Genomic DNA, 13,230 nt, shown 5'->3' with positions numbered 1-13,230 from the left:
CATCGCACTCATAATGCGGGGGTCACAGGTTCGAATCCCGTCATAGCCACCATTATTTCTGTTGGGGTATCGCCAAGCGGTAAGGCAGCGGGTTTTGATCTCGCCATCCCTAGGTTCGAATCCTAGTACCCCAGCCATTTTTCTGTTCTCTTCCACCTTGTGGTTGATAACAAACGGCTATGTAGCTCAGTTGGTTAGAGCATCGCACTCATAATGCGGGGGTCACAGGTTCGAATCCCGTCATAGCCACCATTAATATTGCGGAAGTGGCGAAATTGGTAGACGCACCAGATTTAGGTTCTGGCGCCCTAGGCGTGAGAGTTCGAGTCTCTCCTTCCGCACCATTAATAGCAGTACCAAACAGACCAGCTCACGCTGGTTTTTTTGTATCTGAAATTTGCCTCTCCCCAGTTTTTCTCTCGCGCCTCTATTAACCCATCACCACGTTAATTCCCATTCACGTCACTCTCCACTGATTCCGAACACGCCTTGCCCATCTCGTCTCACGACTATAAAAAAGCGGCCCGCAGGCCGCTGGTGCACACATTTATCATCCCGGTTATCAGAACGGGAAGAACCAGGGGATCGCTACCACGCTCACCGCCATCACCAACAGGGTGAATGGCACCCCGATACGGATAAAATCGGCAAACTTGTAGTTGCCCGGCCCCAATACCAGGGTATTCACCGGTGACGAGACCGGCGTCATAAAAGCGGCCGAGGCGGCGATGGCAATGGTCATGGCAAACGGATAGGGCGAGACTCCCATCTGCTGCGCCGTGCCCAGCGCAATGGGCGCCATCAGCACTGCGGTGGCGGTGTTGGAGATAAAGAGCCCGATCACGGCGCAAAGGGCAAACAGACTGGCCAGCATCACCCGCGGCCCCATCTCCCCCACCGCATTGATCAGACCACCGACGATCAGATCCACCCCGCCGGTTTTTTGCAGCGCCAGCGCAAAGGGGAGCATGCCTACGATGAGGATCAGGGTCGGCCAGTGGATCGACTTGTAGGCGCTCTCCATGTCGATGCAGCGAAACTTGCCCATCAGCAGACAGGCGATCAGCGCGGCAATCACGTTGGGCACCGGGTCGGTCACCATCAGCAGGATCATCACTCCAAGACAAAAGAGGGCGTGAATGGCCTGACTGCGGGCGGGGGCCATCTCGTCCACCTCAGCGGGCAGCCCCATCAGCAGAAAGTCGCGGCTATGGGTCTGCAACTGTCTGATGTGGCTCCAGTTCCCTACCACCAGCAGGGTGTCGCCCATCTGCAGCGGCTCGTCCACCAGCTTGCCTGCCAGCGCTTCACCATCGCGGCGCAGCCCCACCACACTCAGGCCATAGCTGGAGCGGAAGGTCACCTCACGCACGCTTTTACCAAGCAGGCTCGACTCGGGAATAAGCGACACCTCGGCCATCCCTACCTCCCGCGCCTGATCGGAGAAGTACTCCCCGCGCAGGATCATGGGTTCGAGCCGCGCCTCGGTGCAAAACGCCCGCACATCCACCTCGGGGTCTGACATGTCGATCAGCAGCACATCCTTGGCCTGAAATTCACTGATCCCCGACACCGGCACCATCACCCGGCGAAACTTGCGCCAGCGCTCCACCCCGATGACGTGGGCACCATAACGGGCACGCAGTTGCAGTTCGTCCAGGGTGTGACCAATCAGCGGGGAGTCCGGCCGCAGCGCCAGACGACGGGCCCGACCGGCCAGTCGGTAGTCTCGGATGAGATCGCGCAGGGTGCGGCGCCCGGTCGACTTGCCTTTGCCCTCTTCCCCTTCACCCACCAGGGAGCCGCGCACCAGCAGCATGTAGAGGATGCCCAGCCCCAGGATCAGCACGCCCATGGGGGTGAAATCGAAAAACCCGAAGCCGTGAATGCCGTGGCGCATCAGCTCGCTGTTGACCACCATGTTGGGGGGCGTGGCCACCAGCGTCATCATGCCGCTGATCAGCCCGGCAAAACCGAGGGGCATCATCAGGCGACCGGCCGGGATCCCCATCCGGTTCGCCACGCTCAGCACCACCGGGATAAAGATGGCCACCACCCCGGTGCTGCTCATCACAGCCCCCAGACTCGCCACCGCCACCATCAGCAACACCAGCAGCTTGGTCTCGCTGCTGCCCGCCACCTTCACCAATGCATCCCCCACCTGATAGGCGATGCCGGTGCGCACCAGCCCCTCACCCACCACAAACAGGGCGGCTATCAGAATGACGTTGGGATCGCTAAAGCCCGCCAGCGCCTCCGGCAGGGTGAGGGTGCCGCTCAGCACAAAGAGGATAATGATCAACAGGGCGACCACGTCCATGCGCACCTTGTTGGTCATGAAGAGATAGATGGCGCCAGCCAGCAGACAGAGCACCCAGACAAGCTCGGAATTCAATGCAACCTCCTTTTATCACGTGATTCTCCTCCCGGAGAGTGGACTCTATCAGACCACAGCCACGGCGCTATCATCTTGCTACATATCAATAAAGTCCGGCCCGCCGGGGCCCCATAACCCATCACTGCTGGAATAACCGGGCTGCAGCGGCGATTTCTTTGATATGGGCCAAGCCCGGGGCGGACAAAAGTCCTGCCCCTCCTCCCCCTCACCCCTTAGAATGGCGCCCTCGCATACTAACCCTCATGCCCAAGGATCAGAAAATGAGCATATTCGAGCTGTTCAGCATCAATAACACGCTAGTGACCATACCGCTGGGTGGCGGCTATGCCATGTCATGGATTGAAGCCATCGGCACCCTGTTTGGGCTGGCCTGCATCTGGTTTGCCAGTCAGGAGAAGACCATCAACTACCTGTTCGGTCTGATCAACGTCAGCCTGTTTGCCATCATCTTCTTCCAGATCCAGCTCTACGGACTGTTGATGTTGCAGCTGTTCTTCTTCTGCGCCAACGTCTACGGCTGGTACGCCTGGACCCGCCCGGCCAACGATCAGGGGGATACCCTGCAGATCCGCTGGCTCAGCAAATCCAAGCTCATCGTCACTGCTGTGGTGAGCGTGCTGGCCATCGCTCTGCTGACCCGCTATATCGACCCGGTCTTCGCCACCCTGGCACGCACCTCGGTCTCCCTGCTCAACCTGTTTGGTGCCAACCTTGCCATCCCCGAGCCCTCCCCCGATGCCTTCCCCTTCTGGGATGCCAGCATGACGGTGCTCTCGGTGGTCGCCCAGATCCTGATGACCCGCAAATACGTGGAGAACTGGATCCTCTGGGTGGTCATCAACATCATCAGCATCGGTGTCTATGCCGCGCAGGGCGTCTACGCCATGTCGCTTGAATACCTGATCCTGCTGTTTATCGCCGCCAACGGCACCCGCCTCTGGGTGATTGCCGCCAAGCGCAAGCCACAAGGTCTGTAAGCCATGAGTCTGTTACCCCATCTTCAGTGCCGCCCCGACCAGATTGCCGAGCGGGTGGTACTGTGCGGCGACCCGGCCCGGGTCGATCGCATCGCCAGCCAGCTCGAACAGTGTGAGGAGCTGGGGCAAAACCGGGAGTTTCGCCTCATCAACGGCCACTATCAGGGGCTGCCCATCACGGTCTGCAGCACCGGCATCGGCGGCGCCTCCGCCGTCATCGCGCTGGAGGAGCTAGTGCAAGCCGGTGCCAACTCGCTCATTCGGGTCGGCTCCGCCGGTGCCCTGCAGCACGACATCTGCCTTGGCGACCTTATCGTGGTGGAAGGGGCGGTACGCAATGAGGGGGCCTCACAGGCCTATCTGCCCGCCGAGTACCCCGCCTGCGCCGATATCTGGCTGCAAGCGGCCCTGCTCAACCATGTGGCCACTAGCAGCCAGCCTCATTGGCACGGGCTGGTACGCTCCCACGACAGCTTCTATCGGGATGACGAGCAGGAGGTGTGCCGCTACTGGCATGCCCGTGGCGTGCTCGGCGCTGACATGGAGACCGCCTCCCTGCTGACCGTGGGTCGCCTGCGCAAGGTGCGGGTCGCCGCCGTGCTCTGCAACGTGGTGCTGTTCGAGCAGGATGTGCAACAAGGGGTGGCGGATTACGCCAGCGCCGAACAGGCGATGATGGCCGGTGAGCAGCAAGCCATCGCCGCCGCCCTCCACGCTCTGGTGCAATAAAGCGCAAACCGTTAACTGCGGCACATCCGCTACCGTGCGGGCTGGTATCCGGCCCGCACTCTTGCTAGCCTCATGGCCCTCGTCATCCGGTGCGACAGGCAAGTCATGCAGCAACAGCCCTATCCCCTCGGCCGTTTTCACGCCGAACTCGCCAAACTGGAACCCCGCTTTGCCGCGGCGCTGGAAGCGTGCACCCTGTTTCTGCGCCGCTACCTGCCGGGCGAATTGATCATGCGCCAGGGGGAGCAGAGCGAGCAGCTCTATCTGGTCGAACATGGCCGGGTCTCCCTCAACAGCACGGTACACTCTGGCCGCCGCTTCCAGCTTGGCGAGATTGAGTGTCACAGCCAGATCTTCGGCGAAATGGAGTTCTTCAGCGCCACGCCGGTGCAGTGGAACGTGGTGGCCGAGACCGAATTGGATGCCCGGGTCATCTGCGCCCACAAGCTGGCTCAGCGGCTGCTGGCCGAGCCCGAGTTGACCCTGTTCTTTGCCGCAGCGCTTGCCAGCGACTATCTCGATACGCTGGAGATAACCACCAGCCGGCTGCTCCACCCCATCGCCTACAACATCGCCTATGAGCTGTGGCGAGAACGCCAGCGCACCCCCATGCTGGGGTCACGCAAGCGAGCCCATGAGGCGGCCCGCTTTGGTACCACAGAACGGGTTTACCGCCGCGCCCTCAAGGAGCTGGTCGAACAGGGCATAGTTGCCGACGGCAGCGAAGGCCCCGTTATCGCCGATCTGGCCAGGCTGCGCGCCTATCTCGATCTTTGATTTCCATTCATCCCATTTCGATTCACCCTGTCAGGAGTCACCATGTCTGCCCATCCCTATCCCGAATTCACCTTCTTCAGCCGCTTCGTTGCCGACATTCAGGCGGGCCTCAAGACCATCACCATCCGCGACGAGAGCGAGGCCAACTGGCAGCCCGGCCAGCGGCTGGCGCTGTTCACCAACCCGGAACACCAGCCCTTTGGCACCATCGAGGTGATCTCCGTCAACGAAGTAGCCTTCGATGACCTGAATGACGAGCATGCCCGTCAGGAGAACATGACCCTCCCCGAGCTCAAACAGGTGATCCGCGATATCTACCCCGATCTGCCGCCGCTCTATGTGATTGAATTCCAGCTGCTTGAAGTCTGATTTTGTGAGCTGCCTCTGCTAACACCGGTTGCGCTCTCTGGCTAAAGGCGCAAAATAACTGTTTTTATATACAGATATTGGTGCGTTATGGATACACAACTTGAACCGGCCATTGCGGCCATGGTGGCAGAGTTCATTGCCGCAGGCCGCCCCAAGGCGAGTAGCCTTAGCTGGCAGGAGCGGCGTGAAGGCTATCTTGCTTCAGCCATATTGGGCGGTGAACGGGAAGAGGTTGGCGCTGTCGAAGAGTGACAAAATGGCCATTATTCCATTCGCCTCTATCAGCCAGCGTCCACCTCAAGTGCAAGCCATCCGGCCCTGATCTACTTTCATGGCGGCTGTTTTGTCAGTGGCGAGTTCGACACCCACGACCGCCAGATGCGGATGCTGTGCAATCGCACCGAAGCACTGGTGTTCGCGGTACATACCCGCCTTGCCCCTGAACACACCTATCCTGCAGCACACGACGACGCACTGGCTGCTACGCTCGCCATCATGGCCGATGTGGAGAAATGGCATGGGGATCCGGCAAGGATTGCCCTTGCGGGCGACAGTGCTGGCGGCCACCTAGCCCTGATCACCACCTTGCGACTCAAGGAGCGAGGCGCCCCCTTGCCTGCTGCCCAACTGCTCATCTATCCGATGCTCGATGCTGCTGGCGACAGTGACAGCTATCGGCAGCTAGGGGATGACTACCTCATCACCCGCGACATGCTGTTAAGCGGTTTTCACGCCTATCTGGGCGAGCTACCCGTCACTCACCCCGAAGCTAGCCCTCTCCACCATCATGCCCTGTCAGGATTGCCGCCGACCCATATCGTAACGGCGGAATATGATCCGCTGCGCGATGAAGGGGAAGCCCTCTATCGCAAACTACTGCAAGCCGGAGTCACGGCTACCTGTCAGCGGCAACTGGGTGTTATACACGGCTTCTTCCAACTGGCCAGAGTCAGCCCCGCGGCGCGTCAGCTCATTGAACAGCTCTCATTGCTTATCAGGAGACTCTGATTTGGCCTTTACCGAGCGATGTGTTAATAGTGTCCTCTTTTGAATCAGGGAGGTGACCCGAGTGTTTGAGATAGCGAGCCTGAAAGAGGGGATGATGCACGGGGTCGAGCTGTTCCAGCTGCTGCTGGAGATCATCTCCATCGCCTGTGTGGTGATAGGGCTTGGCAAGACCCTCTGGCTGGCGGCAAGAGTGCGGGATCACCAGCCCGGCTTTCCGCGCATTCGTCTCTGCTTTGGCAGTTGGCTCATTCTGGCGCTGGAGTTCCAGCTGGCCGCCGACATCCTGGCCACCACGGTCGCACCGAGCAAGGAGGAGCTGATCCGCCTTGCCATCATCGCGGTGATCCGCACCTTCCTGAACTACTTCCTCGGAAAGGAGCTGGAAGCACAAGCGGAACGCCAGCAGGAGCAGCGCAGCGAGCAGGCCAAGGCTACTCAATAACCAATATTCTTGCAGAGTATCAGCGCTAAGTGCCGTGCCATCCCGACCACAGCCGTGGCTTGGGATGGCACCTTTGTGACCCTTCCCGCACTTTTGGTAATCAGCCAACAATGGAACCCTTTTCAAGGCTTCCCCTGCTCTGTTGACTGCTCGCTCATCTGCGTAAGATGGAAAGCCTCCTCCCCCAACCGGCCAAGCTGATGAACCCGCAACCCCTCCACACGCCCGATATCGACCTCGATAGCTGCGTCATCTACCAGATCTACCCCATGAGTTTTCAGGACAGCGATGGCGACGGAATGGGCGATATCAACGGCATCCGTCAGCGCCTCGGTTATCTGGCCACCCTCGGGGTCGATATGCTCTGGCTCACCCCCATCTATCGCTCCCCCAAGCGGGACAACGGCTACGATGTGGCGGACTACCGTGCCATCGACCCCGCCTTCGGCACCCTGGCCGAGATGGAAGCACTGATCGCAGAGGCAAGGGAGCGTGGCATCGGCCTTATGATGGATATTGTCGCCAACCACACCTCCACCGAGCATGAGTGGTTTATAAAGGCGCTGGCCGGCGATCCCCGCTATCAGGGTTATTACGTATTCCGGGATCAAGCCTTCGTCGACGCCCACCCCATTACCTCGATTTTTGGCGGCAGCGGCTGGCAATATGTGCCAGCGCTTGATCGCTACTACCTGCATAACTTCGATCCCAGTCAGGCCGATCTGGACTGGGACAACCCGGCGGTGCGGGCCGAAATGGCAGAGGTGATCAACTTCTGGCTGGGCAAAGGGATCAAGGGATTTCGCTTTGATGTGATCGATATGGTGAGCAAGGAGTGGGACCGGCTTGCCATGAGCAATGGCCCGCGCCTGCACGACTATATCCGCGAGCTCAATGCCGCGAGCTTCGGCGGCAAGGGGATCATCACTGTGGGGGAGACCTGGGGGGCCGATCTCGCCCATATGCAGAACTATTCGAACCACAACGGCAGCGAGTTCAGCATGGTGTTCAACTTCGAGCATCTGGGGCTGGGCAGTGACAAGTGGTCATCCCGCTTTGATCCCCTCACCTTCAAGCGAGCCATGGCCCGCCACCAGCAAGGGCTACATGGGCGTGGCTGGAACAGCCTGTTTCTGAATAACCACGACCTGCCCCGCGCCGTCTCCCGCTTTGGCGATGACAGACCCGAGTGGCGGGAAACCAGCGCCAAACTGTGGGCCATGGTGCTGCACCTGATGCAGGGCACTCCCTTCATCTATCAGGGGGAGGAGCTGGCCATGACCAACCGCCACTGGCAGCCGGACGAGCTGCGCGATGTGGAGGCCATCAACTACCGCGCCAGCCAGTCAGGGCTGGATCCTGCCGAGCTGAGTCGGCGGCTCGATGCCATCGGCCGCGACAACGCCCGTACCCCGATGCAGTGGGACGCTGGCCCCCACGCCAGTTTCAGCACGGCCACACCCTGGATTGCCCTCAATGAAAACCACGTTGAGATAAATGCTAACGAGCAGCTGGCCCGCCCCGACTCGCCGTTTCACTGCTATCGCCAGCTCATCGCCCTGCGCAAGGCTCACCCCGTCATTTGCCACGGCGACTTCGAGCTGCTGGATGGAGATGACCCAGATCGTATCGGCTATCGCCGCCACTGGCTGGATCCGGCCAGCGGAGAGCGGCACACCCTGCTGCTGCTCGCCAATCTCACGGCGAACCCCTTGCCGATGCCCCACTTCGACAAGGTGGCAGATGAGATGCGATTGCTGATAGGCAACTACCCCGGCCAGCCTACCCCGCAGTTTGCCCCTTATCAGTGTGCAGTATGGCTAGCCGGTTGATCTGCTGTGTCGATGTGCCACACCCTATCTGCTAACCTGCCCTATTTAACCAAGGAGTCCCCATGAGCGAGCAGAACCGGTTTGATCACTACGATGCCCTGATTTTCGATATGGATGGCACTTTGGTAGATTCCATGCCCCTTCATCTGGATGCCTGGGAGCTCACCTGCGCCGAATTCGGCATCCCTTTCGAGCGGGAACAGCTCTATCAGTACGGCGGCATTCCCACCCGCAAGATCATCGCCATGCTGGCCGAGCAGCAGGGGCTGACGGTGGATGTCGAGGCCTTTACCCGCCGCAAGATTGCCCTCTATATGGCACATATCGACAAGGTCAGCGTCTTTTCCCAGATGTGGGAGCTGGTCAGGCACTATCACGGCAAGGTCAAGATGGGGATTGGCACCGGCTCACCGCGCAATCAGGCGGACTCCATCCTCAAAAGTACCGGGCTCGATGCCTATATCTCGGTGGTGGTCAGTGCCGATGATGTCACCAACCACAAACCGCACCCCGACACCTTTTTGCGGGTGGCCGAGCTGCTCGGCGCTAATCCGGCCAACTGTCTGGTGTTTGAAGATACCCGGATCGGGCTTGAGGCAGGCAAGGCGGCAGGAATGGATACCGTGCTGGTTATCGAAGGTGACCTGCACCAGCGCTAAACGGCTCAGGGCAAGCAGGCAAACCGATAGGATGGTGCCATCACAGTGGCACCATTTTTTTACGTGAGCTTGGCGGCAGCGTCAGTGCCCAGACAGAGTTGAGATCACCGCCGGAATAGCGGCAACCGTCAGACAAAGGGCGTTAGCCTGCGCCTCATCCTGTAGTGCCTGATGAGTGCGAAGCAGCTCAAGGGCTTCGGCCGGGGTATCTGCAAAGGTGGGGGCGGCGATGGCGGCAAATCCCTGTTCGACCAGTTGACGACGCTCATCGCTATAGCTGGGAGCATTGGCATCTAGATAGGTAAGCGCCTGACCCTGCTTGAAAAAGTGATAGTTAGGCATCGATTGGCCCCGTAAAAATAAAGCGCCATTCTACTCCTTTTTGCTCCGCCGCCAGCGTCAATCCGTGTCGCCTAAAGTGATATTGTTCACATTTTTATCAACAAACCTTTACCTGTTAGGCTCCGTCCAAACCCCCTCTTTACGCGGTGTCAGACAACACCCGATACCGTCACTCGGCGCCAAACAAAACGCCTCCACAAAGGAGGCGCTGCGACTGAAACAGGGTGGCTCCCATTACATGACATTCGTCGATTCGAAGATCTTGTCCGCCGAGGCCTCGACAAAGCCCGGATAGAGCACGCCATCGGCCTGCGGATAGCGCAGGGCAAACTCGTAGAAGCAGCTCGGGATGGTACGCACCCCATCGCTGAACGGCACCTCGGCTTTGTCCGCCATGGTGGAGGATTGCTCCAGCATCACCTGCGGGTCCCCTTTCACCTCGCCACCCACGCTGTTGAGCACGAAACCCGCCGCCTTCAGCGCCGCATTGACCTGATGGATGGTGTCAAAATCCTTCAACTTGTTGATATTGACCGTGAAGTGGTTGGCACGATAGCCCCAGGCTGCCATCCATGCCGCGTACTCGCTCTCCGCCAGCAGAGTCTGGTAATCGGCATAGGAGACCTGCCAGGGGGCGCCGGTGTAGAGAAATGCCGGGGTATCGGTCAGATGATCGGGCACCTGATCCGCCAGCTTGTGGATGATGGACTGGGCAGCCGGAGAGAGCTCTTCCACCTTCAGCTCACTGATAAACACCTTGGGAGCGTCCGGATCCTGATGCTCAAAGTGCTTGGCATAGAGCTTCTTGGCCTTGAAAACGTACTCGCCCTTCTGCTCGTAACCGAGCGCCAGGAAGTGAGCGGCCAGCTTCTCCAGCCCCAGCTTGGGCAGGTTGTAGGTACGAAACGCCACGTGATCGTTGACGATGGGCTCACCGCCCCCCAGCAGGGCATGCACTTTAAGGGCGCTCGGGGTCACCTTGATGTAGTTGTCCCACAGATGACTGAACAGGGTGTCGATATCCTTTTGCATCTCTCTTTCCTTTGATTGCGGGTACAGATGGGGGCACCGCTGGATGCCCCGTGTCATTATCAGAAGCGCAGGCCGGGCGACAGTTGATCCGGCATGGCGGCCTTGCTGTCTTCGACAGAGGCAACTGGATACGCACAATAGTCAGCAGCGTAGTAGGCGCTCGCTCTGTGGTTGCCGGAGGCACCCACGCCCCCAAACGGCGCGGCACTGGAGGCACCGGTGATAGGCTTGTTCCAGTTGACGATACCGGCGCGGATCCGCTTGAAGAAGTGGTGCCAGTCCGCCTCCTTGTCCCCCAGCAAACCGGCCGAGAGACCGTAGCGGGTGGCGTTGCCTTGGTCGATGGCGGCATCGAAATCATCGTAACGAATGAGTTGCAGCAGCGGGCCGAAGTACTCTTCGTCCGGCAGCGCGCTGACTGAGGTCACGTCGATAATGCCCGGGGAGACAAAGCCGGTACCCGCCTCCAGGTGCTTGAGGGTAAGCAGGCTTTCGCCGCCCAGCTGTTGCAGGTTAACTTGCGCCTCAACCATGCCAATCGCAGCCTTCTCGCTTATCATCGAGCCCATGAACGGCTGCTCGGCAGCGTCATAGAGACCGACCCGGATCTGGCTAACTACCTCGATCAGTCGCTTGACCAGGGCATCGCCCCGCTCACCGCGCTCGACAAACAGGCGGCGGGAGCAGGTGCAGCGCTGACCGGAGGTGATAAACGCCGACTGGACGATGGCATGGACGGCGCCATCGATGTCGCTCACGTCTTTCACGATCAGCGGGTTGTTGCCACCCATCTCCAGCGCCAAAATTTTGCCCGGCTGACCGGCAAACTGCTGATGGAGGAAATGGCCGGTGCGGGAGGAGCCGGTAAAGAAGAGGCCGTCGATGTCGGGATTGCCCGCCAGCGCCTTGCCGGTCTCGACCTCCCCTTGCACCAGATTAAGCACTCCCTTGGGCAGCCCAGCCTCCTGCCACACCTTGACCATGGCTTCGGCCACCATGGGGGTCAGCTCGGAGGGTTTGAACACCACGGCGTTACCCGCAATCAGTGCTGGGACTATATGGCCGTTGGGCAGATGGCCCGGGAAGTTGTAGGGGCCGAACACCGCCACCACACCGTGGGGCTTGTGATGGACAAACGCCTTGGCGCCCGGCATGGCATTTTCAACGGTGCCGGTGCGCTCGTCGTGGGCACGGATGGAGATGGCAATCTTGCCCTGCATGGCGGCCACTTCGGTGCGGGTCTCCCACAGCGGTTTGCCGGTTTCGCGGGCGATGGTCAGGGCCAGTGCCTCTTTCTGCTCGCCGAGCAGGTCGGCATAACGACGCACTATGGCCAGGCGATCCTCAAGGCTCATGTCCGCCCAGTGGTAGAAGGCGGCACGGGCGGCCTTGACGGCGGCATCCACTTGCGCCGCGCTGGCGGCAGCCCCCTGCCAGATCACCTCGTTCTTGGCCGGATCCCGTGACTCGAACGGCTTACCTTCACCGGCAAGCCATTGACCATCGATAAATTGTACTGACTGGCTCATCCATTCACTCCCTGTCGCTGACAGGCAGCCTCGGCTGCCTGTCTGAAAATTGATATGCTTGCTCTGTCTGCCTCAGTCGAGATCAACCACCCGCACCATGTCGCCATCCTGCACCTTGAGGGCCGCCGCCATCTTGGGCGGAATAATGGCCTCGTGCTTGTCGAGATCGACCCGGATATTGCCGTAGCAGGCGCGGTAATGCTCGAAACGGCTGTTGCAAATAAGGTGAGTCTTGCCGCCGATGGGCTCGCCCACCAGCACCCGCAGCTTCTTGCTGCGACGCACACTGCGGATGTTCTTCAACTCGCACTCGACCGCTGGCCCTGCATCGAAGATATCGACATAGTCGCGATTCACAAATCCCTCATCCTGCAGCATCTTGATTGCTGGACGAGTCTTATCATGAGTCTGTCCGATGACTGCGCGCGCCTCTTTGCTCAACAAGTTGACATAGATGGGGTACTTGGGCATCAGTTCGGCGATAAAGCGCTTCTTGCCGATGCCGGTGAGATAGTCGACGGTGGGAAAATCCATCGAGAAGAAATGGGTTTGCAGCCACTCGTAGAAGGGGCTGTGACCGTTGGCATCGGAGACGCCTCGCATCTCGGCGAAGACGGTCTCGTCAAACAGCTCGGGGTGCTCGGCCATAAACAGGAAGCGGTGCTTGGAGAGCAGACGACCGTTGAGCCCCTCGCGGGCACATTCGCGCAAGAACAGGGTGCAGAGCTCGGAATTGCCGGTGTAGTCGTTGGAGAGGGTCAGGGTTTCAACGACGTTGTAGATGCCGAGCTTGGGGGATGAGTGCACCACCTTGCCGATGTGATAGTTGTAAAACGGCTGGGAGAGACCGACCGCAGCTTCGATGGCGCAGGTCCCCACCATCTCGCCGGTCTCCAGGTCCTCGGCCACGAAGAAGTAGAGGCAATCCCCCTTGCCGGCGGGCTTGTCGGAAAAAGTCTGGGTAGAGGCGTCAATCTTGCGCTGCAGCAGCTCATCGTTGACGGGCAACGAGGTCATGCCGGTGCCGGACTCGATGGCGCAGGTCTTGAGCCCGGCAAAATCTTTTTGCTCGATGGGACGGATAACCAACATAAATGACAACTCCCTTTCATTGACGACAGGTGGGGTCCCGGCTC

Annotated in this window: 14 protein-coding genes and 3 tRNA genes; 12 read left to right on the top strand and 5 right to left on the bottom strand. The window is 59.7% G+C overall.

Annotated elements, in window-relative coordinates; genetic code table 11:
- Positions 1 to 62: 62 nt before the first annotated feature.
- The 3 genes from ACRAUW_RS06570 (at position 63) to ACRAUW_RS06560 (ending at position 344) form a co-directional block, all read left to right on the top strand.
- A tRNA-Gln gene (locus ACRAUW_RS06570) sits at positions 63 to 137 on the top strand.
- A gap of 38 nt (positions 138 to 175) precedes the next feature.
- A tRNA-Met gene (locus ACRAUW_RS06565) sits at positions 176 to 252 on the top strand.
- 8 nt (positions 253 to 260) lie between these two features.
- A tRNA-Leu gene (locus ACRAUW_RS06560) sits at positions 261 to 344 on the top strand.
- A 218-nt stretch (positions 345 to 562) separates the two neighbouring features.
- On the opposite strand, the gene ACRAUW_RS06555 is transcribed toward ACRAUW_RS06560, so the two are convergent.
- Positions 563 to 2,395, bottom strand: a complete 1,833-nt coding sequence (locus ACRAUW_RS06555) for an SLC13 family permease (protein ID WP_431361629.1) — start codon at positions 2,393 to 2,395, stop codon at positions 563 to 565.
- Between the two features lie 263 nt (positions 2,396 to 2,658).
- Between ACRAUW_RS06555 and pnuC the strand changes: the two genes are divergently transcribed.
- From pnuC to ACRAUW_RS06510, 9 genes are all read left to right on the top strand, one after another.
- Positions 2,659 to 3,375 carry a nicotinamide riboside transporter PnuC gene (pnuC, locus tag ACRAUW_RS06550; RefSeq protein WP_431361628.1) on the top strand — a complete coding sequence of 239 codons (717 nt, stop codon included), beginning with the start codon at positions 2,659 to 2,661 and terminating at the stop codon, positions 3,373 to 3,375.
- Positions 3,376 to 3,378: 3 nt separating this feature from the next.
- Complete coding sequence (locus ACRAUW_RS06545) at positions 3,379 to 4,104, top strand: nucleoside phosphorylase (RefSeq protein WP_431361627.1); 726 nt, start codon at positions 3,379 to 3,381, stop codon at positions 4,102 to 4,104.
- 105 nt (positions 4,105 to 4,209) lie between these two features.
- Positions 4,210 to 4,881, top strand: a complete 672-nt coding sequence (locus ACRAUW_RS06540) for a Crp/Fnr family transcriptional regulator (RefSeq protein ID WP_431361626.1) — start codon at positions 4,210 to 4,212, stop codon at positions 4,879 to 4,881.
- A 42-nt stretch (positions 4,882 to 4,923) separates the two neighbouring features.
- The gene (yqfB, locus tag ACRAUW_RS06535; protein ID WP_431361625.1) at positions 4,924 to 5,250 is read left to right on the top strand and encodes a N(4)-acetylcytidine aminohydrolase; all 327 of its coding nucleotides are present in this window, start codon (positions 4,924 to 4,926) and stop codon (positions 5,248 to 5,250) included.
- An 87-nt stretch (positions 5,251 to 5,337) separates the two neighbouring features.
- Entirely contained in the window at positions 5,338 to 5,502 is a 165-nt protein-coding gene (locus ACRAUW_RS06530) for a hypothetical protein (RefSeq protein ID WP_431361624.1), read from the top strand.
- An 18-nt stretch (positions 5,503 to 5,520) separates the two neighbouring features.
- Complete coding sequence (locus ACRAUW_RS06525) at positions 5,521 to 6,258, top strand: alpha/beta hydrolase (RefSeq protein WP_431361631.1); 738 nt, start codon at positions 5,521 to 5,523, stop codon at positions 6,256 to 6,258.
- A 61-nt stretch (positions 6,259 to 6,319) separates the two neighbouring features.
- Positions 6,320 to 6,700 carry a DUF1622 domain-containing protein gene (locus ACRAUW_RS06520; RefSeq protein ID WP_431361623.1) on the top strand — a complete coding sequence of 127 codons (381 nt, stop codon included), beginning with the start codon at positions 6,320 to 6,322 and terminating at the stop codon, positions 6,698 to 6,700.
- Between the two features lie 200 nt (positions 6,701 to 6,900).
- Positions 6,901 to 8,532: an alpha-glucosidase gene (locus ACRAUW_RS06515; RefSeq protein ID WP_431361630.1), complete on the top strand. Its 1,632-nt coding sequence runs from the start codon at positions 6,901 to 6,903 to the stop codon at positions 8,530 to 8,532.
- 62 nt (positions 8,533 to 8,594) lie between these two features.
- The gene (locus ACRAUW_RS06510; RefSeq protein WP_431361622.1) at positions 8,595 to 9,191 is read left to right on the top strand and encodes an HAD family hydrolase; all 597 of its coding nucleotides are present in this window, start codon (positions 8,595 to 8,597) and stop codon (positions 9,189 to 9,191) included.
- Between the two features lie 81 nt (positions 9,192 to 9,272).
- On the opposite strand, the gene ACRAUW_RS06505 is transcribed toward ACRAUW_RS06510, so the two are convergent.
- The 4 genes from ACRAUW_RS06505 to astA all read right to left on the bottom strand — a co-directional run bounded on the left by ACRAUW_RS06505 (position 9,273) and on the right by astA (position 13,186).
- A complete protein-coding gene (locus ACRAUW_RS06505; RefSeq protein WP_431361621.1) occupies positions 9,273 to 9,533 on the bottom strand; it encodes a hypothetical protein in 261 nt (86 codons plus the stop codon).
- Positions 9,534 to 9,767: 234 nt separating this feature from the next.
- Positions 9,768 to 10,565 carry a DUF1338 domain-containing protein gene (locus ACRAUW_RS06500; protein ID WP_431361620.1) on the bottom strand — a complete coding sequence of 266 codons (798 nt, stop codon included), beginning with the start codon at positions 10,563 to 10,565 and terminating at the stop codon, positions 9,768 to 9,770.
- 59 nt (positions 10,566 to 10,624) lie between these two features.
- The gene (gene astD, locus ACRAUW_RS06495) at positions 10,625 to 12,094 is read right to left on the bottom strand and encodes a succinylglutamate-semialdehyde dehydrogenase (RefSeq protein WP_431361619.1); all 1,470 of its coding nucleotides are present in this window, start codon (positions 12,092 to 12,094) and stop codon (positions 10,625 to 10,627) included.
- Positions 12,095 to 12,166: 72 nt separating this feature from the next.
- Positions 12,167 to 13,186, bottom strand: a complete 1,020-nt coding sequence (gene astA / locus ACRAUW_RS06490) for an arginine N-succinyltransferase (RefSeq protein WP_431361618.1) — start codon at positions 13,184 to 13,186, stop codon at positions 12,167 to 12,169.
- Positions 13,187 to 13,230 lie beyond the last annotated feature (44 nt).

The organism is Aeromonas sp., assembly GCF_050633025.1.
In the GTDB taxonomy this organism is placed as follows: Bacteria; Pseudomonadota; Gammaproteobacteria; order Enterobacterales; family Aeromonadaceae; genus Aeromonas.
Note: the sequence above shows the minus strand (reverse complement) of the source record. Positions and strands in the feature narration are given on the sequence as shown.